We start from the raw sequence: 20952 nt of genomic DNA, 5'->3' as shown, positions 1-20952 counted from the left end.
TGAAGAATGGCGCCCATGACCACCCCTACATCCCACCTCAAGATCGATTTCGTCTCCGATGTGTCTTGCCCCTGGTGCGCCGTTGGCCTGAGTTCGCTCGAGGCGGCGCTCAAGCGGGTGGCACCGGAGGTCACCGCGGAACTGCACTTCCAGCCCTTCGAGCTGAATCCGCAGATGCCGCCCGAAGGGCAGGACACCTTCGAGCACCTGAACCAGAAGTACGGTTCCTCGCGCGAGCAGCAGGCAGAGGCCCGCGAAATGATCCGCCAGCGCGGCGCGGCCGTGGGCTTCGAGTTCAGCGCCGAGGGCCGGCCCCGGGTCTACAACACCTTCAATGCGCACCGGCTCCTGCACTGGGCCGAACTCGAGAGCCCGGCCAGGCAGGCGGCGCTCAAGAAGCTGCTGCTCAAGGCCTACTTCACCGACAGCCAGAACCCCTCGGACCCCGAGGTGCTGGTGCGCGCGGCGACCGAAGCGGGGCTCGATGCGGCACGGGCCCGCGAGATTCTGGCGAGCGACGAATACGCCGCCGAGACCCGCGAGCGCGAGCGCATGTACACCGATGCCGGCATCCATTCGGTGCCCGCGATCATCATCAACGAGCAGCACCTGATCTCCGGCGGCCAGCCGGTCGAGGTGTTCGAGCGTGCGCTGCGCCAGATCGCGGGCGCTGCGCCACCGACCCTGTCCGTAGCCTGACTCCGGGGCGCACGGGCGCCTTCTTTGCGCGGCGTTACGAAAGTAAAGAGCGTCAACTCGGGACGGGGTGCAGTGGTTGAGAGGAGCATCCTCGTCACTGCCCCAAGGAGTCCCCATGAAGAAGAAAAACCTGTTCGCCGCGCTCGCGCTGATGGCCGCGGTGTCCCTGCCGGCCCTGGCCGACGAATACGGCAAGCACCCGTTCTACCTGCACGCACTGTCCGACCTGCGCACGGCCGCCTGGCAGGTGGACCACCGCCGTCCTGAAGACGGACAGGTCTCGCAGGACGAGCTGGTGGTGCACGACGAAATCCGCGCGGCCATCGGCGACCTGCAACGTGCCGCGTGGCTCGACGGCAAGCCCATCGAGTGGCGCGAGCCGACCGACGTCTGGCTGCCGCGCGAAGGCCGGCTGCATGCGGCCATCGACCTGCTGCGCAAGGTGCGGTCGGACGTGGCGCGCGAAGAAGACGATCCGCGCTCGCGGCCGTTCCAGCAGCGCGGCCTGGCGCACGTCGACGTGGCGCTCGATGCCGCGCAGCACGCCGTTGGCGACGTTCGCCGCCACGACATGCGCCGGGAGTGAGGCCGGTGGCCTTCGCCGACTTGTGGTCGTTCCGCCGGGCGTCGATGGCGCTCGGCGCCTGCGCCCTGGCGCTGCTGGCGGCCTGCGCAACCTCACCGGGCAGCGAGCGAGCGCTCGTCTCGGTCTCGCTGCCGTCCGCACCGGTCAACGAAGCCACGCGCCTGCGCTGGCTGGACCGGGTGAGCTGGGGCGCCAACGCCAGCAGCGATGCGCAGTTGGCCCAACGCGGCCTTGCACTGTGGATGCGCGATCAGCTGAACCCGCGTCCTGCACCGCTGCCGCCCGCCGCACAGGCGCAGATCGACGCGATGACGATCTCGCGCACGCCGCTCGACCAACTCGTCATTGGCCTCGACGCCCAGCGCAAGGCCGCCGATGCCTTGTCCGACGAAGAGCAGAAGAAGGCCGCGCGCCAGGCCTACCAGCAGGAGCTGACGCGCCTGGCTCGCGAGGCGCAGCAACGCTTCGTGCTGCGCGCGCTGTATTCGCCCAACCAGTTGCAGGAGCAGATGACCTGGTTCTGGATGAACCACTTCAACGTGAACCTGCGCAAGGACAACATCCGCGCGCTCGTCGGCGACTACGAAGAGAACGCCATCCGTCCGCACGCCCTCGGCAAGTTCCGCGACCTGCTCGGCGCCACGCTGCACCACCCCGCGATGCTGCGCTACCTGGACAACGCGCAGAACGCCGCCAACCGCATCAACGAGAACTACGCGCGCGAATTGATGGAGCTGCACACGCTGGGCGTGGGCGGCGGTTACTCGCAGGCCGATGTGCAGGAGTTGGCGCGCGTGCTCACCGGCGTGGGCGTGAGCGTGCAGCCTCTGGATGCGGTACCGAATGTGCGGCCCGCGGTGCGCGCGGACTATGTGCGCAAGGGGCTCTTCGAGTTCAACCCGAACCGGCACGACTACGGTGCCAAGACGCTGCTGGGCCAGCCGATACAGGCACGCGGTCTCGCCGAAGCCGACGAGGCACTGGACCGATTGGCACGCGCACCTGCCACCGCGCGCTTCATCTCGCGCAAGCTTGCGGTGTACTTCGTCGCCGACGAGCCGCCGCCTGCGTTGGTCGATCGCATGGCTGCCGCCTTCACGCGCAGCGATGGCGATATCGCCGTCACGCTGAAGGCCATGTTCGAATCGCCCGAATTTGCCGCCTCGCTCGGCCGCAAATTCCGCGACCCGGTGCACTACGTGATGGCCGGCGTGCGGCTGGCGTACGACGACCGCGTGGTGCTCAACGTGAACCCGATGCTCAACTGGATCAACCGCATGGGCGAGCCGCTGTATGGGCATGAGACGCCGGACGGCTATCCGCTCAACGAGGCGGCGTGGGCAAGTGCAGGGCAGATGAACACGCGCTTCGAGATCGCGCGGGCCATCGGTGCGAACGGGGCCGTGCTGTTCCGGGCGCCCGACGACAGGGCGCCGCCGGAGAAGCCCGCATATCCGCAACTGGCCGAATCGAACGTGGTGCGCGCGAAGCAGGGCAGCTTGAGCGAAGACACCCGCGAGGCGCTCGCGCAGGCGAAGAACCCGCAGGAATGGAACACCTTCCTGCTCGCATCGCCCGAGCTGATGCGCCGATGAGCAGATGGGCAGAAGGAAGGACAACACCATGCAACGCAGAGAACTCCTGAAGCTGATCGCCGCCGCACCGCTCGCGGGCGCCGCAGGCCGGTTGATCGCAGCACCCGCCGCCGAGGGCGCCAGGCTGCTCGTCGTGTTCCTGCGCGGCGCCTACGACTGCACCAGCCTGCTGGTGCCGACAGCCAGCGATTTTTATTACGCCTCGCGTCCCAACATCGCCATCGCGCGACCGGGGCAGCCGGGCGGTGCGCTGCCGCTCGATGGGAACTGGGGCCTGCACCCCGCGCTCGCGCAAAGCGTGATGCCGCTCTTCAAGCAGAAGCAGGCGTCGTTCATCGCCTTCGCGGGCACCGACGACCTCACGCGCAGCCATTTCGAAACGCAGGACTCCATCGAGCTCGGCCAGGCGCTCGACAAGCGCCGCGACTATCGCTCGGGCTTTCTCAACCGGCTCGCGGGCGTGCTCGGCGGCGGCCCGGTGACCGACGTATCGCCCATCGCCTTCACCGACCAGTTGCCCATTGCGCTGCGCGGCGATGCCAAGGCCGCGAACATGGAGCTCGCGGGCAATGCGCGTTCGGGCATCGACGCGCGGCAGAGCCAGATCATCGCGTCGATGTATCGCAACACGCCGCTCGCGCAGCGGGTGACCGAAGGCTTCCAGGTGCGCGACGAAGTCATGCGCGCGGTGCAGGCCGAGATGGACGCAGCCAGCCGCAATGCGATGAGCGCCAAGGGCTTCGAGCTTGTCGCGCGTCGTATGGCGGTGCTGATGCGCGACCGCTTCGACCTCGGCTTTGTCGACGTGGGCGGCTGGGACACGCACGTGGGGCAGGGCGCGGGCACCGGCTACCTCGCCAACCGCTTTGAAGAACTGGGCCGGGGCGTTGCCGGCTTCGCGGAGGAGATGGGCGACGACGCCTGGCGCCAGACCGTGGTGGTCGTCATCAGCGAGTTCGGCCGCACCTTTCGCGAGAACGGCAACCGCGGGACGGACCACGGGCATGGAACCGTGTACTGGGTGCTCGGCGGTGGGCTCTCGGCCGAGGCGGGCGGGCGCATCGTCGGCGAGCAGCAGGCGCTGACGCAGGCCACGCTGTTCCAGAACCGTGACTACCCGGTGCTCAATGAATACCGGGCGGTGTTCGGTGGGTTGTTCAAGCGGATGTATGGGCTGTCGCCTGCGCAGCTCGGGCGGGTGTTCGAGGGCGTGGCGCCGCGGGAGCTGCGGCTGGTCTAGCGGGGGAATCGATGTGCCGCTGCCACGAACGGGCAACGGCACCACCACGAGGGTGGGGCGACGGCAACGTCAAGATCACCGGCAACACTGTGAGAGCCGCGACGGCATCGCGATCAGCTCATCGCGCTATCCGGCGCCGCGTTACTTCATTGCTCTTCGGCCACGGCCTGCATGCCCCCGAAACGCGAAGAGGCTTCGCCCGCCTCGCGCGCATCGGCCTGCGACACACGCGACAGCCGATAGCCCCGGCCGTAGATCGCCGTCAGCACGACCCCGTGACAAGGCCGCAGCTCGAGCTTGCGCCTGACATTGGCCACGCAGACGTCGATGGCGCGCGAGCGCGGTGGCGTGGACTTCATGCCCCAGACGGTGCGCCAGAGCCACTCCCTGGACAGCACCTTGCCGATGCTCCGGAACAGCACGTGGGCCAGGTCGAACTCGCGCTGCTTGAGCACGATCTCGCGCTCGTCGAGCAGCACGATCGGTTGCCCCTCGAGAAAGACATAGCGGTCGACACCTCCTTCACCACCCGGCGAGAGACGATCGTGCGCGGCAAACAGCGACGGCACCGAGATGTCGGAGTTCGAATCGCCCAGCAACGCCTGCACGCGGCATTCGAGCTCCCAGTGGCTCGCTTCGCCGACGATGAAGTCGATCTCGCCGCCCTCCTGCATCCAGCGCCTCACATGCCGGCCGGCGTCATGCGCTCCTACACCTGGAATGACCATCACGACCGGAATGCCCGACACCGCGCGTAGCTGCACCAGCTGGCGATCCGCCCCCTCCGCGCTCTTCGAGGCCAGCAGGACCAGGTTCAGGTGCAGGCCCTGGTTGATCGCCTCCAGCAGCGCCGCGCCGCTGGAGAAGGCGACCGATGCATAGCCGAGCAGATCGAGGCCTTGGCGCAGCGTCGAACGCATTGCTTCATCGTCGCTCAGCAAGGCCACCACGGGCTTCAGCATGAGGCTCGCCTCCATGGGCGTGCTCACGCGCGATTCAACTGACGGTTCGGACACGGTCAAAGTGTCGGCTGGAGGAAAGGCATAGGCCATGCTCGTACATCTCTTCAAACAGGGGCTGAGGGAATGCCGCCTGTTGTCAGGCGACGGCAACACTGACCCACTTGGATGGCAAAGGCCCGGAGAACGGCTGCGAGCCAGGAGTGGGTCATCTGCAGAAGTGAATTCAGATCACTGGCGTGGACTTTAGAAGGCATTCGAGCGCAACGGGTTTCCCGAACGCGGTGATCGTATTAACCATTGTTGACATTGACAGCCGCTTGACAGCAAATCCTCAAATGCCACCGCGTTGCGAAAGCCGGGACAGCGGCATCATCGCGACCGCGCCACCTTCAGGAGAGACCCACGGGAATGCCATGGCGGCGAGCACCGCGTATTCGGCGACGCGCGCGGCCTCATGCGGCGTGGCGGGCGCACCGGCGATGGAGGGATGGCACATCAGCACATCGCCCGTGCGCGCCGCGGCCAGCCATGCCAGCAGGCGCCGGCGATAGCCGACATAACCACCCGTGAAGTCATAGACCCCCAGGAGCGCTGCGCTGATCGGGACCGCGCCTCCAGCTGCCTCGCGCGTCAGCCCCCTTCCACCCAGCGCATGGATCAGATGCGCCCTGGCCATGCCGGCGCCCGGCGCCGTGCGCGGCCTGGTGTTGCGCAGCCAGGGCGGCGACGCGGCGTAGCGTCTGGCCAGTTCTTCCATGAGCAGTTGCCGCACCACGGGCAGCTGATGCACATGCCGATGGCCGTCGACGAAGGCAGGCGCCCGGCCCATGTCGTCCTCGAAGCGCGAAAGCTGGCCGGCAATGGCACGCTGCAGGCGGCGCCTGGATGCAGTGCGCGTGAAGGTGCGCCACAGCAGGGGGCCGAGTCCGGGCTCTTCGTCGCCCGTGGCCAACGGTGGGGTCAGGTCGAGGTGCAGGCCCACATCCGCGCGTTCGCGCCCGATGCAACGCAGCGACAGCAGACCCGGTTTCCACGCAGCCCGGTGAACGAGACAACTCACGGCACCGAGGTTTCCGCGTTCGAGCAGATCGAGCACCGCCGCATTGATGCCGCGGCTCATTCCGAAGTCGTCGGCGCAGATGCACAGCTGTTGCGTTTTTTCCGTGCCCCGCGTCATGCCTCGTCTGTCCCGAGGCCGGTGCGCCGCGCCCGGCCCCCATGGACGAGGCAACCCCTGAGGTCTTCATGGATGCGCGCGACGACGATGCCGAAGGAGATCATCTGCACGCCCACGAGGAACATCAGGCTCGCGACGATGGCGGCACCACCGGACACCGCATTTCCCAGCAGCATGCGGTCGATCACCACGTACGAACCGACCTTCCAGCGCAGCTGCGTGCCTTCGAGGATCTCCCCCAACTGGGGCAACAGCTGCCACAGCCTCGAGGCCTCGTTGAAACAAGGCACCACGCAGGAGCTGCGCGCCCCACCCGAATGTCCCGACCTCATGGCTCCACCCTCATGTCCGCGAGGATGCCCAGGAATTCGTCGAGCAGGGGCGGGTTGCAGGCACCGTCGCGCAGCAGGGCCGACAAGGGATGCACCGTGTGCAGTTGCTCCAGCGGCAGGACCCTGACGCATTCTCTGAAGGGCGGCTTGATGATCCCGCGGGGCACGTAGGCGATCAGGTCGGTGTGCAAGACGATCGGCAGCGCCGCGCCGGTGTCTCCGTCCACTTCGACGGCCACGCGCGGAAAAGCCTGGCCCGCCTCGGCAAACACCGAGCGAAGCGGATCCACCACCGTCGCCCGGTCCGCCGGAAGAATCCAGGCGTATCCGGCAAGGTCTGCCATCTGCATCGGGGAGCATTGCGCCAGCGGGTGCCGGTCGCGGACCACGGGGACGAAGAAATCCCGCCCCACGGTCTTCTGCATCAGCCCCGTCGGCGCACCGGCATGGTCCGAGACCAGGGCAACGTCGATCTGCCCTTCGCCGAGGCGCTCGACCAGGGCATCCGCAGGCGCCTGAACGATCCGCGCCTGCATCGTGGGATGCAGCGGCAGCAACCGCGCCAGGACCGGCGCGACCAGCGCATCCAGCGTATCCATCGACGCACCGATGCGCAGCACGCCCGCGGACCCGGCACGCACGTCGTGCGCATGGCGCAGGAGGTCGTCGTGGTCCGCGCGCAGCCGGCGGGCCCGCTCGGCGAAGGCCGCGCCGAACGTGGTCAGCCGCATGCCCTGCGCGGCCCGCTCGAACAGGCGCGACCCCAGTTCGGCCTCCAGCCGCCGGATGGAGTTGGACAGTGCAGAAGAGGTCAATCCCACGTCGCCTGCGGCCTCGGCAATCTGGCCGGATCGGGCGACAGCAAGGAAAAGGACGAGATCGCGAATGGAAAGGGGCATGGTCGGGGCACAGCGCAGACAGACCACGCATGAAGAGCGCCCGGCCGCTTGGGAGTGCGGCGGGCGGAAGCACTTCAATGTAATTTGTCGCGTGCAGCCCGAGGTTGAATGAGCAACCCTGTTGCGTTAACTTTTCAAATCAAGCGATGCCGTCGACGCTGAGGTGCTCGACGAATTCGGTCAGCAGGGGAGAGCGATAGGCGCCTTCGCGCAGGTAGCACGAGGCCACGCTCTGCAGCACCAGCTCGCGGATCGGAAGAACGCACACCTGATATTCCGAGAGCGTGGGAACCATCGAGGTCGGCACGTAGGAGATCAGGTCGGTCTTGCGAATGATCGGCAACGCCCAGCCCATGCCGACCTCGGCCTCGATGGCGGCGGTCGGGAGCTCGATCCCCGCCTCCTTCAGCATCTGCTGGAACCTGAGCCGGATGCCGAAGCCCTGGGGAGGGCCGATCCACAGGCAGTCGTGCAGATCGCCCAGCCCCAGATTCTGCCGCGACAGCAGGGGATGCCCGAGGCGCACGATGGGCGAGTAGGAATGCCGTCCGATGATCACGCGCTCGAGCCCCTCCACGTCCATCTCGTAGCTGCCAACCACGACGACATCGACATGACCCTGAAGCAGCTTGTCCATCAGCATGTCGGGCGACCCGAAGGAAATCTGCACGCGCATGGCGGGCCGCTTGGGCTGCAGTGCTGCCAGGGCCGGCGAGACAATGTCGTCGATGGCACCGATCGTGACGCCGATGCGGAACAGCCCCGAGCGCCCCGTCCGGACATCACCGGCATAGCGCAGCGCATCGTCATGCTGCGTGCAGATGTTGCGTACCCGCTCGACGATCGAGCGGCCCACCGAGGTTAGTTGCATGCCCTGGCCCGAGCGGTCGAAAAGACGAAGATGCAGGTCCGACTCCAGGCGGCGTATCGACTTGGACAGGGCCGCGGGTGTGAGATCGAAGTTGCTCGCCACCTTTCCCAGCTGCCCATGTTCGACAACGGCCAGGAAGTACTCGAGATCACGAACGGAAAGGAACATGCAGAACCCATCAGAAGAAAATGCCCGCGCGGCGTAAAGCCAGGCATTCTCCCGGCGACCTGGCAGGCGTTTCTCCCTGCGCCAAATGTCGCTCCAGGCGAAAAGTCCTGTCAAGCGCGCCGGCTCGCGCGCTTGCCTCGATCGACCCCGACGCGGCCGCCAGGGCCGCTCAGTAGACGAGCCGAATCGTGCCGCCGCCCTGGTAGTCTCCACCAGAGACTTGCGGCCCGCGCGGCTTGACATCGGTGGGCCTCAACTCCATCACCACCTCCTGGGATTGCTCCGCGGCGACAGTGCCTTCATAGATGCCGCCGGGCAGCGCGGCAAGGTCCGCGTTGATTTCGGAGCCGCCCACGCTCTTCAAGCGGGCGCGCATCACGACCTGGTCGCCGCGCGGATTGCTCAGCAGCAGCGTGCCAGGCGGCAGCGCCGGGTCGGTGCCCTGCAGCCCCAGGCGATAGCGCGTGGCACTGCCGCACTTCACCGAGAAGACGTAGCGATACATCCTCACATCCTTGGAAAATCGGATGGTGTTGGAGGACACGATCGCACCGCCCGACGTCATGAGGCTCGGGTTTGCGATGCTGCACTGCGCATGACCAGCCGGCAGGTAGCACAGTGCGAGCAGCGGCCACAGGCGGCGCATCTACTTCGCCTCCGCGGCGTCGATGCGCTGCGTGTCGGTGCCGTTGGTCAGCACCAGCGTCAGCTTGTCGCCCGGCGCGGGTGCCTTGATGCCCGTGTAGGTCTTCTGCCGCTTCGCGAACAACGTGTCGTGCGGCCGGCGCACCTCCTGGTCGCCGATGCGGACCGAATCGACGATGACGTGGCGGCCGCCGCCGTTGTTCACGGTGAGCATGGCCTCCTGGCCGTTGCGGCGGAAGCTGGCCTCCACGTCCTTGAATGCAGGGATCTTCGCGGCGTAATCCGAGACGAAGACCGGGATCGTGACCACGATGCCTGCGAGCACCTGCGCGCCGACGCCTCCGGTGTCACCGCCGCCCTCCAGGCCCGGCATCCGCGTTTCCCGGAAAGCGGCACGGAAAGTCGCCTCGGTCTCTTTCTTCGGGCCGATGTAGCGGATCGAAAAGGTGGCGGATCCCTGCGCCGGGATCCGGGCCATGGCGGGCGAGATCACCAGTTCGGTGGTCGGGCTGGTGGTCAGCGAGCCCGCGTCGTCGCTGCTCCAGGCCAGTGGCCGGCCGGTGACGAAGACGACGTCGTTGGTGTCGTTGAAGAGGACCACCTGGGAAGACGAAGAGAACTTGCCGTTGGCATCGATGTCGAGCGACAGCTTGTCGATGCCCAGCGCGAAGGCCGGTCGAAGCATCGTTGCTGTCAGGAGCAGCCCAGCGAGCTGGAGGATGCGGCGTTTCGGAGATGAAAGAAGGCGATGAAACATGGTCAGTTCCTGGAAGGTTGGTTGCAGACGAATCGGGGCATTGCCAGGTTGCTGCTCTTGAGTTCGAGCGGCGCATCGAACTTCACGCTGCAGCGCGCAGCGTTCCCCGGCAGCAGCACCTGGGCTTGCGATGTGCCGGGTGGGAATTCCTCGATGAAGACCTCGCCGTCGTCCAGCACGATGCTGGGATCGGCGCCCGCGATCTGCACCAGCGAGCCTGCGGGAACGGAGACGCCCGACTCGAGCGCCAGCCGCATCCACCCGCGATTGACCTTGCGCACCTCGGGCTGCCACAGCGTGGCGGCCCAGCGGCGGTCCACCTGGCCGACGATGTCGGTGCCGACCCGGATGTCCTCGCCGAGTTCGCCGGCCGAGAGCTTGAAGTCCTTGTTGTCGCCGCGCGCGGCGAACACGGCGGCATAGCCGTTGCCGTTCATCACGGCCTGCGGTTGTCCTCCTCTTTCAAGCGTGACGCCACGGGCCTGCGGGGCATGGATCACGGCGAGGCTGTCATTGCCTCCCGCCTTGCCGCGCAGCAGCTGGCCTTCGGTCCAGACCAGGGCGCCGCTCTCGGTCAGCCCCAGGAAGCCGCCGTTTTTGTCGAGCTGGAAGTTGGCGCCATAGACGCCATGCCAGGGTGTGTACTGCAGGGTGCCGGAGAGCTGGGTGGTCCGGTCGCCGCCGCCGGCCGGCGCCTGCACCTGGGCGCCGAGCGAGTACGACAGGTCGGGCCCCTGCTGGCCCACGTAGGTCGTGGAGGCCGTCGTGTTTCCCGAACCGTCGTGCCGCAGGGCGCTGCGAATGCTGCCCTGGGTCAGCGGCACTGTCAGGGTCAGGCCCACCGAGTAGTTGTTCTTTCTACCGTACTGCGAAGTGGTGGTCCGGTTGGCGTAGAGCGAAGCCGTGCTCCTGCCGAAGTTCGGCAGGTCCCAGCTGATGCCCTGACTCGCCGAGCGTCCCGACGATTGCTCGGCGAACAAGCCGACCGTACCGAGCGAGTCCAGGCTCATGCGCAGGCGAGCCCAGGCCGACCGGCATGCGTCCGGGCGCCGCGCGAAAAGAAACTCCGATTCGCACGAACGGCTCGAAACCCCGAAGTTCGCCCCCAGGGACTGGCCATGGAAATCGGCTTCCAGATGGAAGGACATGGGCCTGTGGCCGCCGTCCCGCCGCCACACCTTGCCGACAGCGGCCGACACCGACATCCAGCTCGCAGGCACGTGATAAAGCGATACGCCGAGCCTGCCGCCGCCCTGTTCCAGCACGGCCAGTCCTTCCACCGTGGTCTTGGCATTCAGCCCTCGTTGGTAGACGGCGCCGACACCGGGACTCCAACGGTCCGACGAAGCACGCAACGCCCTCTCGCCCGTCCGGTCCAGCTGTCCTGCGAAAGCCTTCCAGGTCGCATCGCCCGCGCGCAGGAGGCTGTTCTGATAGGGCACGAACGCGCTCCACGAGCGCACCACGGCGCCCGAGGCATCCTGCAGCGTCATCGTGTAGTCGCCCGAGTTGTTCCTCGCCGTGCCCAGGCTGGAGACGGGGATCGAGAACCGCCCCGCGGAGACCTGGATCTCGCGCAGCAGCACGCCGCCGGAGCGGATCGACAGCTTTCCGGGCGTGTCCGCGAAACCTTCGAGAACGCGCTCCACGTTCAGAGGCGCCCCAGGCGCCGAATCGTCCGACTCGAGCATTACCCCGCGCAAGGACAGCCCTTGCTGCGCGGCCCGGATGGTGCGCGAGCCGATGGCCAGATCCGCCTGCAGCGCGTCGACGTGACGATGGAAGCTGAGGTCCGCAACGGACCCGCGAAAGCGGCCCGCATCGACCGAAAAACTGCCATTGGCCTCGAAGCGGCCCAGCTCGTTGTAGTGCGAGGCCTGCAGGCTCGCGCTCAGGTTCGCCGAACGACTCGCCGTGGACGCCCACAGCCCCAGACTGTGTTCCAGTACCGATGCCGTCGTACGCTTCGAGGGGACCGGCTTCGAGGGCGGCGGTGGGGCATCGTGCGCGTCGTCGCTTTCGCCCCCCTCTGCATAGTCCTCGGGGGTGGCGGAGGCCGAAAGCAGCAGGCGTCCGTCGTCGCGCTCGAAATCCAGGCGGGGCCGGGTGAAGGCGGTGCCTTCGCAGTCGATGGTTTCGCCGGACCGCTTGAGCATCACCAGGCGGTAGAAGTCCGCGGGGAGATACACCTGCGCCGAGTCAGCCTTCGTGCAGACTGGAAACACGCCGACCGGTCGCCGGTTGATGTAGATCGAGCGCTCCGTCACTGCGCCCCCCTGGAGCGCATCCTTCGAAACCAGTGGGGCCGCCCGGAGCCCTGCGCCCGGCAACCCGGCACATGCCGCGACGACGGCCACCGCCACGCGGTTTCGCACCGTCGGCGGCGAGCGCTTCATGCCCAGGTTTGCGTCGATGCCTCGCGGCACCGTACGCGAGGCCGACGCCCGGAACGAGCGACGGCCGTGACCGGCTGGAGATGAGCTTGTGAAGGCGGTTCTGGACATTTGAATTTCACCGTGCGCGCAGCAAAGCCACTCCCCGAGCTCATCTTTCGACGAACTCGAGGTGCTGCCTCGGTGATCTAGGGGTGAGGGTGGATTCGCGAGGAATCAGGAGGTCAGGCCGGCGGCCCGACTTGTTGCGAGCGATCTGTTCTTGCCAAACGAAAGCCGCCTGATTCGTCGACAGCCGTCATGCAAGGAAGGGATCAGTAGTCGACGACGATCTGCCCGGAGACAGCGTATCGACCGCCTTCCGGTGTACCCAGGGGCTCCTTTTCCTTTTCAAACCACATGACGGGGCGCCAGACCACGGTGGCCACGCCGTCGTTCTTGTTCTCGGTCAGGAAGGATTCGGCTTTGTAGGGAACCTCGCGATTGAAGGAATGAGGCGCATCGACGCCATTGACCTTGAGCTGTTCGAAGGTCATGTACATGGTGCCGTTCGCCGCCTTGTTCCCTTTGGAATCGACGAGAAACACCGCGCCCGGCGTCCGCGTGGCCGAAGGGGCCATGGTCGGATGGACGAGAAAACTGCGGATCGGCGTGGCCGGCGTGGAGCACGTGATCGTGGCGGTCTGGTCGAAATTCTTCGACGCAAAGAAAAGGCTGATCGGGGACTTGTTGACGGTATCGAAACCCGCCGCGAGCAAATAAGCCCCGGCGGTCTGCTCGGGGGACGTGCTGGTTGGCAGCTTGATGTCGGCGCTGCTGGTTTTCACCGTGCATTGCGGCGCATTCACGGACATCTTGACCGCGAAACTGGCATCCGACTGTGCTGCGTGCACGCCAAGCGGACAAAGAGCCATTGAAACGACAGCGCCGATCAAGGCGTGACGACGGACTTTCTGGGGGGAGGACTGCGAAAACATCGGCATCCTGAAAATGTTGTTACTTCGACATGTGAAGGACCGGAGGCGGCCGACTTTCAAGAAAACGATCATTGAAAGGGGCCGCCTCCTGAAAATGGACGATCAGTAATCGACCACGATCTGTCCGGAAACGCTGTATTTGCCGTTTTCCGGGGTTCCCAGGGGTGTGCCGTCGTTGTCCCACCAGATAAGGGGTCTCCAACTCACGGTCGCAACACCGTCAACCTTGTCTTGGGTCAAGAACGCATCGCTAGGCTTGTACGGCTTTTCGTCGATGTACGAATGCAGCGCACCCTTGCCATTGACTTCGAGCTGCTCGAAGACCACCGTCAAATCGCCGTTGGCGGCTTTATTGCCCTTCGAGTCGACGAAATAAGCACGGCCCTTCGACTTGACATCCGTTGCAATAGGCTTGACCAGAATGCTGTTGATGGGCGTAGCGGGGGTTGTGCACGATATGGTGGCGACCTGATCGTATTTTCCCGGCGCCGGAAAGTAGTCACTGGATTTGTTGGCGAGATCGAATCCAGCCGTCAGCAGATAAGCCTTCAGGCCCTGCTTGGGGGATGCTCCCTTTACCAGTTGAATATCTGCGGCACTGGTGGTTACGGTGCACTTTGGCGAACTCACGGAGAGCTTCACGCTGAAATCCGTAGTCGCCTGCGTTGCATGTGCTCTTGCGGAAAGCAACGATACCGCGGCAACGCCGGCGAAGACGGCGCAAAGACGCAATCTCCTTCGAGGCAATTGAAATAACATGAATATCCTGCTGAATTAATTATTCGGACAGATTGAAAGCGCATTCAATTTTCATGAACGACTTTCATGAAACGCGATGCTCAGTAGTTGACGATGATCGTGCCGGTCGCGCTGTACACGCCACCCTCCGGGGCCCGCATGACGGCGTTGTCGTCATCCCTGCGCAGCACCGGCCTCCAGGACACAGTGGCAGTCCCGTTCGCCACGTTCTCCGTCAGGAATGCGTTGTCGGGCTTGTAGGGCTTTTCGTCGTTGTAGAAGAAATATGTGTCCTTATTGTTCACCTGGAGTTGTTCAAAGCCCATGTACAGCTTGCCATCTGCCGCTTTGTTTCCCTTCGCATCGGTCAGATAGGTAAAACCGGTCGATTTGATCGCCGAGCCGGTCGGCTTGATCAGGATGCTGTTGATGGGGGTTGCCGCCGTGTCGCAGGTGATCGTGGCCAATTGCTGAACCTGGCTGGAGCCAAAATAATTGTTATCGGTGGGCGACTTTTCGGTGAATCCGGCGAACGCCATATATCCCTTCGTGGTCTGCACCGCGGACCCTGCCTTCGGCAGTTCGATGGCTGGGGAGCTCGTGCTCACCGTGCATTTGGGCGCATTCACCGGCAGCGTGACCGTGAAATCAGCGGTTGCCTGGGTTGCGTGTGCACCCAAAGGGAAAAGCGATGCAGCGGCAACGCCGCCGAGCACAGCGCGAAGATGGAATTTCTTTCGGAACACCTGAGAAAACATAAAAACCCTCGTCAAACGATTCTTGGATAAATAAAAAAACGTCCGCCAATAAGACGGAACTGCCTGTGCAATGCCTGCAACAAACGGTCTTGTGGAATCCTTGCTGCCATGAGACTGGAACGATGGTTCGAGGCATTGGAGCAATACCGAATGGCTGGCAAGCCCGGAAAATGTAAGATGAATTCATTGATTCGAATGAATTGAAACTCATCAAATCCCGGATGTGTGAAAAAGTTTGCGAATTGCATTGATGCCAATTGAAATTCATTTTATTTTTTGAATTTTTATTTTCAATTGGGTAAACAAAATGCATTGCGCGAGAATTGGAAAGAAAGTTTCTCGCCCAAAACTCGAGCGGGACGCCCGATAGTCGGCGTATCGCGAAGGCCCAAGAAGGCATGAACCCCCGGACCACATGGAGGCCGGCTTGCGCGGTGCGCAGGGCTCAGGAGTCGCCGGCCCCCACCACCTTCAGCGACTCGACGAACTTCTCGAGCACGGGCGACCAGTAGCCGTTCGTCCGGGACATCGCCGAAGCGCCCAAGGGCTGCCAGAGCTGCTTCAACGGCAATACCGTGACCAAGTCCTGAAACGACTCAGCCACCGGCTCCGCCATGTAGGTGATGAGATCGGTGTGCAGCGTCAATGGCGACGGCTTGTCCGCGATCATTCCCATGGTCGACTCGACGGCGACGCGGGGGAATTTCATGCCGGCCGCGGCAAAGATCGCCCGGAACTGCGCCAACAGCCGGGGGTTGCCCGAAGGGAGGATCCACGAGCAGGCCGACAGGTCCTCGATGCGCAATGCGTCCAGGGCACACAAGGGGTGTTGATTCCGCACCACCGGGACGAGGTGGCCCCGCCATATGCACACCTGCTCCAGTCTCGGCGGCGTCTCTTCGAGAGCGGGAAGGACCGCGACGTCGATCTGGCCCTGATCCAGTTGCTCCAGCAATTCCTCCGTGGAGCCGGTTGCAAGCTCCACCTGCGTCTCGGGCACCTGCGCATGGAGGTGGGCCAGGGCCGGCTCGATGAGCAACCTCAAGGTCGTCAAGGTCCCGCTGACGCGAAACACGCCGGACCGCCCGTGTTCCACGTCGCGGGCGTAACGAACGAGGTCGCGATGACTGGTGCAGATCCGATAGGCCCGCGTCAGGAGTTCCCTGCCGAAGGAGGTCAGTTGCACCCCCTGGCCCACCCGTTCGAAAAGAGGCAGCCCGACTTCAGCCTCGAGTCGCCGGACGGCCTTGGTCACGGCAGCATCGGACTCGCCTTCCGCCGCAGCAGCCTTGGCGAACTGCCCGAGTTCGGCCACGCGCAGGAAAAACTCCAGATCCCGGATGGAAAGAGGCATTGATCTTCGTGTCGAATGCGGAGGGTCGCTTCAGCGCGCGACGCCATCGCCAAGATCGGCATGGCGCATCGGCCCGGCGTCGAAAACGCAAAAGCCTTGCTCGCGTCCGTCGGCTTTCAGTTGCAGGCCAAGGACTTCCTCATAAAAGCGGGAGGCGCCGGCAAGGTCGCGGACAAAGATGCGTGCGGTGTGAAGCTGCATGGTCTTTCCTGGCAAGCGCATGGCGATGGATGGGCTGCATGCTAGGCGCGTACCGCGCCCGCAACAAGGGGAGACGGCACCACGCACGCAACAGCCGGGCCGCCGCTCAATGCGCGTGCGCACTGGGCGTGCCCTGCGCGGGCACGGTCACCGCCAGCGTTTCGCTCGCAAGGATCCTGTGATTCGGATCGGCCAGTTCGATGCGCATCGTGTGCGGGCCGGGCGCAAGGCCCATCACGATGATCGGGTCGCCGCTCGTGTGCGCCCAGGTGCCGGGCCGCTCGTCGACGGTCACATGCAGGTGGCCGACGCGCGGCGAAACCTCGACGGCCGCCTGGCCGAAGACCGGAATGATCCGCGCGTTCTCGGTGCGGTACTGGACGATGACGACGCCGCGCGCCAGGGGCGCAGCCAGCGCCGGATACACGACGAGCCTGGGCGCCGGCTCCTCCGATTGCAGGGGCACGACAGCCGCGGGGCGGCCGATGTCGGTGGCGGCCTGCGCCGAGGCCATGACGCAGAAGACTGCGCCGGCAGCGGAGAGGACAAGGTGTCTGAAAGGGAGTCGCAGCATGGATTGCCTTCATGAGGTTCGGTTTGCACAGGAGCCGGAATCTTCGGCGGTGCGTCGGCCCCCCGGCGCGCGGAACGTATGCCTCTGTGTCGGCGCTGCGAATTCCTACAGTACGTTTCTCATTCGGACAGGCCGTGAAATTTATTGTCGTGAAAGCGCGCCCGGATACACAGGCATACGGTGTGCGCGGCAAGCGGGGTGCATCGCCCCAAGAATCGTCTTCGTCATCCACTCCACATACCGAAAGACCTCCATGACGAAGACGAAGACGATGAAGATTCAGGCGATGGTTGCAATGCTGCTGGTCGCCGGCAGTACCCTGGTTCCGCATTTCGCATTCGCGCAGCAGCCCCCGGGCATCGGCCGCACCCAATCGCTGAAGCACGACCTGGCCGATCCCGGCCGCGAGGTGATCCAGGTGCGCGTCGATTTCGCGCAGGGCGCGGCCTTCGGCTTTCACTCGCACCCGGGCGAAGAGATCGCCTATGTGCTCGAAGGCACGGTGCAATACCAGTTCGAGGGCAAGCCGCCCGTCACGCTGAAGGTCGGCGACTCGCTGTTCATCCCGGCGGGTACGGTCCACTCGGCGAAGAACGTCGGCGGCGGCAATGCGGCGGAGCTCGCGACCTATCTGGTCGAGAAGGGGAAGCCGCTCGTCGTGAGCAAGTGAGCCCCGGCGTCGCCGTCTCCGGTGCAGGCCGGCCCCGGGCGCCGGCCGCCGAGTCGACAATCGCCGCATGCCTCATGCCGTCTCTCTCCTTCGCGCCGCACGCCTTGCGCGAAGCGCCAAGCCCTTCCTGGCGCGCGGCGGCTTCAAGCGCGAGCGCTGCGCCGGCTGCCGGTTGCTGCCCAGCCATTGCATGTGCGCATTGCGCCCGTCGGTGGCCACGCGCGCGGGCGTGTGCCTGCTCATGGCCGACATCGAGCCGCTCAAGCCGAGCAACACGGGTTGGCTGATCGCCGACGTCGTGGCCGACACCTTCGCCTTCGGCTGGGCGCGCACCGAGACCGATCCCGCGTTGCTGGCCTTGCTGGCCGATCCGCAGTGGCAACCCTATGTGGTGTTTCCGGGGCAGTACGCGGCGCCCGAGCGTGTGGTGCATGCCGTTCCGCCGTCGCCCGGGCCATTGCCCGGCGAGACCGCGAAACGCCCGCTCTTCATCCTGCTGGACGGAACCTGGGGCGAAGCGCGCAAGATGTTCGGCAGAAGCCCGTACCTCGACGCGCTGCCGGTGCTGAGCCTGGAGCCCGAGCAGATATCGCAATACAAGCTGCGCCGCTCCGGCCGCGACGACCACTTCTGCACCAGCGAGGTGGCCGCCCTGTGCATGAACCTGGCGGGCGAGCACGTCGCCGAGCAAACGCTGGAGGCCTACCTCGCGGTGTTCACGCACCACTACCTGCGCGCGAAGAACCAGCAACCCATCGCGTGGGATGGCGAGGCGCACCAGCGGCTGCGCGAGGCGATGCGCGAGAGGCCGGCCGGTGCTACGGCTCCTGCCGTCCCATGAAGAACTCCACCGCCCGCCCGACCACCCACGGCACGATGACGTGGTCGCCATCGAAGGGCTGAAGCGTCAGGTCGTGCCCGCTCTCCAGCAGCCGCCGTGCATGCGGATGGGCGCTGGTCTCGATGGGCAACTGGCTGTCGGCGCGGCCATGTGCAAGAAACACCCGCGGCTTTCCCGTCTGCGTGAACGCGTTCATGAAGCCCGCCGACAACCCGATCACATGGCTCGCCACATCGCCATTGGTCACGCCGAGCGAGAGGGCGTAGCTGCCGCCGTCGGAAAAACCGGCGAACGCGAGGCGCGTGGGGTCGATGCGAAAGTGCCCGGCCACCGTCGAGAGCGCGCCGTCTAGCCGCTCCAGATCGGGCCCGTGCCCGCCCACCACGATGTCCCACGTCGGGTACATCGATTGCGGCGCCAGCAGAAGAAACTTGCGCGCCCGCGCGTGCGCCACGAAATGCGGCAGCACCCGGTTGGCCTCGCCGCCCGCGCCGTGGAACATCACCAGCAGCGGCAGCGGCAGCGGTGCATCGATCGGCAATCCTTCGGGCACCACCAGCACGGCCTCGCGTCCTTCGGCGAACGCCAGGCCGTGGCGCCCCGGCGGCAGCGGGTCCGAAGCGGGCAGGGCGCCCGGCCGGAAGGCCAAGCGGCCGGTGAGCGCGCCATCGAGCAGGCTGGCATCGATCATTCGTCGTTCCTCATCCGCGCTCCGGCTTGCGAGGCGCAGGTGATCCCGCGGAACACGGCGCACTGCGCAAACGCCTGCGTGGAGAGCGGCAGCTCCTTGCGGCGGCAGTACTTGCTCGTGAGCTTGAGCAGTTCCTTGATGTCGCGCCCGCTCGCACCGGCGTAGTCCGCCACCAGCCTGTCGATCACCGCGCCCGGCAGCTCCACGCCCAGTTGCGCCGACAGCGTGGACCAGAGGCGCCGCGCATCGTCCGGGCCCGGCGGCTGGTAGTCGATGACCGCGATGCAGCGCGAGAGGATCGCCTCGTCGATATCGCCGTCGCGGTTGGTGGTCATGAAGAGCAGGCCGCTGAAGTACTCCAGCGTGCGCAGGAACTCGGCCACGATGGCGTTGTGCTGCAGGTCGTTGTCGCGCCGGCGGATGTACACGTCGGCCTCGTCGAGCAGCAGCACGCAGTCCCAGCGCGCGGCGCGTTGCAGGATCTTCGTGAGGCTGGCCTCGACCGAGTTGGCCGTGACGCCCAACTGGCCCGAATGCACGCGGTACAGCGGCTTGCCGACCACCTCGGCATAGACCTCGGCGGTGAGCGTCTTGCCCAGGCCCGGCGCGCCCTTGCACAGGATGGTGGTGCCGCCCGACTTGCCGGGCACGACGTCTTCCACGAGGAAGCTGCGGTCGGCCGTGAGGATGTCGATCAGGTCGCGATGCGCCTGCGGCAGCACCAGCCGCTCGCGCAGGTTGGGTTGGTACGTGTGCGCCTGCACATGCTGCGCATGGACCCAGACGTTGCGGTGCCAGTCCAGATGAAACAGGTGCAGATAGCAGTGCTGCGGAATGCGGTCGAACCCGCTGGCGACACCGCTCTCGCGCCAGTAGTGCGGATCGGCGGCAAGGTCGAAGCGGCGGCGCAGAAGTTCTTCGTCGTTCACACAACGCACCGTCGCACCTTCGGGCAGCCGGTGGCACGACATGCCGGCCCGCGGGCCTTCGCCGGCTGTCCACACGCAGCCGTCGACGGTGAACTGGGCGCCGAACTGCGGCTGCAGCCTGGTGAAGCACGCGACCTGCTTGTCGTACTCGCGCTTGAACTCCGCGCACTCCTTGTGAAAGCCATGGTCGGCAAAGAGGCCTGCCAGCGTGCGTCCGGGCAGGTCTTCCGCGTAGAAGCTCAGGCCCCAGGTCATGCCCGAGAAGCGCAACCGCGGCTCGGTGGGCGGCTCGCGGCCGGCCGCCTGCAGCGTGTTGGCCAGGAGGCCGACCAGCACGTAGGCCTCGCCGTCCGTCGGCTTCACGAGGCGCACCGTGTGCACCAGCCAGGGAAGCAGCGCGCCGTCCTTGCCGCGCTGGTAGAGCCAGCCGTCGATGAGGTCGCGGCGCAGCCATTCGATGAGCGCCGGCACCATCAGCTCCAGGCTCGGAATGGGCCGCGCGAGCGGTTCGCCGTTGAGGTTGTCCAGCGCGAGCAGCTGGAACACCAGGTCGCGCGCACCGGCGCCCATGCCCAGCTGGAACAGCAGGTTGAGCGATTCGCCGTCGAAATGCTGGCTGGACACGATGCGCACGCCGCTGCCGGCGCCGTACCCACTCAACTGCTGGCCAAGCGGCGACTGCGCGCCGACCTGACCCTGCAGTACAGCGGCCAGCATTTCCGGTATCTCGAGTTCCACGGTGTCTCCTCGTGTTGTCTTCGATGCTAGCCATGGGGGTGCCGCGAGCGCTTGACCCAGGTCAAGTCGGCGGGTCTTGCGGCTTCGCAGCTGTTGCGAGGTTTTCTCCGCCTTTTTGCCGGAGGCGCTTCGTGGCGGGTGTGCAACAACAACGATC

At 65.7% G+C, this 20952-nt stretch carries 23 protein-coding genes; 6 read left to right on the top strand and 17 right to left on the bottom strand.

Annotated features, from left to right (window positions below; all coding sequences use genetic code 11):
• Positions 1 to 15: 15 nt before the first annotated feature.
• From J2W23_RS02895 to J2W23_RS02880, 4 genes are all read left to right on the top strand, one after another.
• A complete protein-coding gene (locus tag J2W23_RS02895) occupies positions 16 to 699 on the top strand; it encodes a DsbA family oxidoreductase (RefSeq protein ID WP_307647617.1) in 684 nt (227 codons plus the stop codon).
• A 115-nt stretch (positions 700 to 814) separates the two neighbouring features.
• Complete coding sequence (locus J2W23_RS02890) at positions 815 to 1285, top strand: hypothetical protein (RefSeq protein ID WP_176658276.1); 471 nt, start codon at positions 815 to 817, stop codon at positions 1283 to 1285.
• Positions 1286 to 1329: 44 nt separating this feature from the next.
• On the top strand, positions 1330 to 2880 hold the full coding sequence (locus tag J2W23_RS02885; RefSeq protein WP_307648055.1) for a DUF1800 domain-containing protein: 1551 nt from the start codon (positions 1330 to 1332) through the stop codon (positions 2878 to 2880).
• Between the two features lie 28 nt (positions 2881 to 2908).
• A complete protein-coding gene (locus J2W23_RS02880) occupies positions 2909 to 4120 on the top strand; it encodes a DUF1501 domain-containing protein (RefSeq protein WP_307647616.1) in 1212 nt (403 codons plus the stop codon).
• Between the two features lie 146 nt (positions 4121 to 4266).
• Here J2W23_RS02880 and J2W23_RS02875 read toward each other — a convergent pair whose 3' ends face one another.
• The 15 genes from J2W23_RS02875 to J2W23_RS02805 form a co-directional block, all read right to left on the bottom strand.
• The gene (locus J2W23_RS02875; protein WP_307647615.1) at positions 4267 to 5109 is read right to left on the bottom strand and encodes a response regulator transcription factor; all 843 of its coding nucleotides are present in this window, start codon (positions 5107 to 5109) and stop codon (positions 4267 to 4269) included.
• A 304-nt stretch (positions 5110 to 5413) separates the two neighbouring features.
• Positions 5414 to 6259, bottom strand: coding sequence for a ChbG/HpnK family deacetylase (locus tag J2W23_RS02870; protein ID WP_307647614.1), 846 nt, complete (start codon positions 6257 to 6259; stop codon positions 5414 to 5416).
• Positions 6256 to 6591 carry a hypothetical protein gene (locus J2W23_RS02865; protein WP_307647613.1) on the bottom strand — a complete coding sequence of 112 codons (336 nt, stop codon included), beginning with the start codon at positions 6589 to 6591 and terminating at the stop codon, positions 6256 to 6258. The genes J2W23_RS02870 and J2W23_RS02865 overlap by 4 nt, the downstream gene beginning before the upstream one ends.
• Positions 6588 to 7490, bottom strand: coding sequence for a LysR family transcriptional regulator (locus J2W23_RS02860; RefSeq protein ID WP_307647612.1), 903 nt, complete (start codon positions 7488 to 7490; stop codon positions 6588 to 6590). The genes J2W23_RS02865 and J2W23_RS02860 overlap by 4 nt, the downstream gene beginning before the upstream one ends.
• 139 nt (positions 7491 to 7629) lie before the next feature.
• Positions 7630 to 8529, bottom strand: coding sequence for a LysR family transcriptional regulator (locus J2W23_RS02855; RefSeq protein ID WP_307647611.1), 900 nt, complete (start codon positions 8527 to 8529; stop codon positions 7630 to 7632).
• A gap of 169 nt (positions 8530 to 8698) precedes the next feature.
• Positions 8699 to 9175 carry a hypothetical protein gene (locus tag J2W23_RS02850; RefSeq protein ID WP_307647610.1) on the bottom strand — a complete coding sequence of 159 codons (477 nt, stop codon included), beginning with the start codon at positions 9173 to 9175 and terminating at the stop codon, positions 8699 to 8701.
• Complete coding sequence (locus J2W23_RS02845; RefSeq protein WP_307647609.1) at positions 9176 to 9931, bottom strand: hypothetical protein; 756 nt, start codon at positions 9929 to 9931, stop codon at positions 9176 to 9178.
• Positions 9932 to 9933: 2 nt separating this feature from the next.
• Positions 9934 to 12327 carry a fimbria/pilus outer membrane usher protein gene (locus J2W23_RS02840; protein WP_307647608.1) on the bottom strand — a complete coding sequence of 798 codons (2394 nt, stop codon included), beginning with the start codon at positions 12325 to 12327 and terminating at the stop codon, positions 9934 to 9936.
• Positions 12328 to 12638: 311 nt separating this feature from the next.
• Complete coding sequence (locus tag J2W23_RS02835) at positions 12639 to 13301, bottom strand: hypothetical protein (protein ID WP_176658266.1); 663 nt, start codon at positions 13299 to 13301, stop codon at positions 12639 to 12641.
• 102 nt (positions 13302 to 13403) lie between these two features.
• Positions 13404 to 13943 carry a hypothetical protein gene (locus J2W23_RS02830; RefSeq protein ID WP_307647607.1) on the bottom strand — a complete coding sequence of 180 codons (540 nt, stop codon included), beginning with the start codon at positions 13941 to 13943 and terminating at the stop codon, positions 13404 to 13406.
• A gap of 197 nt (positions 13944 to 14140) precedes the next feature.
• Positions 14141 to 14797 (bottom strand): hypothetical protein, encoded by a 657-nt coding sequence (locus tag J2W23_RS02825; RefSeq protein ID WP_176658264.1) that lies wholly within the window; start codon positions 14795 to 14797, stop codon positions 14141 to 14143.
• 11 nt (positions 14798 to 14808) lie between these two features.
• A complete protein-coding gene (locus J2W23_RS02820; protein ID WP_307647606.1) occupies positions 14809 to 15045 on the bottom strand; it encodes a hypothetical protein in 237 nt (78 codons plus the stop codon).
• A 197-nt stretch (positions 15046 to 15242) separates the two neighbouring features.
• Positions 15243 to 16151 (bottom strand): LysR family transcriptional regulator, encoded by a 909-nt coding sequence (locus tag J2W23_RS02815; RefSeq protein WP_307647605.1) that lies wholly within the window; start codon positions 16149 to 16151, stop codon positions 15243 to 15245.
• A gap of 30 nt (positions 16152 to 16181) precedes the next feature.
• Complete coding sequence (locus tag J2W23_RS02810; protein ID WP_307647604.1) at positions 16182 to 16352, bottom strand: VOC family protein; 171 nt, start codon at positions 16350 to 16352, stop codon at positions 16182 to 16184.
• Positions 16353 to 16458: 106 nt separating this feature from the next.
• The gene (locus tag J2W23_RS02805; RefSeq protein WP_307647603.1) at positions 16459 to 16926 is read right to left on the bottom strand and encodes a DUF6130 family protein; all 468 of its coding nucleotides are present in this window, start codon (positions 16924 to 16926) and stop codon (positions 16459 to 16461) included.
• 253 nt (positions 16927 to 17179) lie between these two features.
• Here J2W23_RS02805 and J2W23_RS02800 point away from each other — a divergent pair, with 253 nt between their 5' ends.
• Positions 17180 to 17596 (top strand): cupin domain-containing protein, encoded by a 417-nt coding sequence (locus tag J2W23_RS02800; RefSeq protein WP_307647602.1) that lies wholly within the window; start codon positions 17180 to 17182, stop codon positions 17594 to 17596.
• 67 nt (positions 17597 to 17663) lie between these two features.
• Positions 17664 to 18437 (top strand): tRNA-uridine aminocarboxypropyltransferase, encoded by a 774-nt coding sequence (locus tag J2W23_RS02795; protein ID WP_307647601.1) that lies wholly within the window; start codon positions 17664 to 17666, stop codon positions 18435 to 18437.
• On the opposite strand, the gene J2W23_RS02790 is transcribed toward J2W23_RS02795, so the two are convergent.
• Complete coding sequence (locus tag J2W23_RS02790) at positions 18415 to 19128, bottom strand: alpha/beta hydrolase (RefSeq protein WP_307647600.1); 714 nt, start codon at positions 19126 to 19128, stop codon at positions 18415 to 18417. The genes J2W23_RS02795 and J2W23_RS02790 overlap by 23 nt on opposite strands.
• A complete protein-coding gene (locus tag J2W23_RS02785) occupies positions 19125 to 20795 on the bottom strand; it encodes an ATP-binding protein (protein WP_307647599.1) in 1671 nt (556 codons plus the stop codon). The genes J2W23_RS02790 and J2W23_RS02785 overlap by 4 nt, the downstream gene beginning before the upstream one ends.
• Positions 20796 to 20952: the final 157 nt, after the last annotated feature.

Source organism: Variovorax boronicumulans, assembly GCF_030812215.1.
In the GTDB taxonomy this organism is placed as follows: domain Bacteria; phylum Pseudomonadota; class Gammaproteobacteria; order Burkholderiales; family Burkholderiaceae_C; genus Variovorax; species Variovorax boronicumulans_C.
Note: the sequence above shows the minus strand (reverse complement) of the source record. Positions and strands in the feature narration are given on the sequence as shown.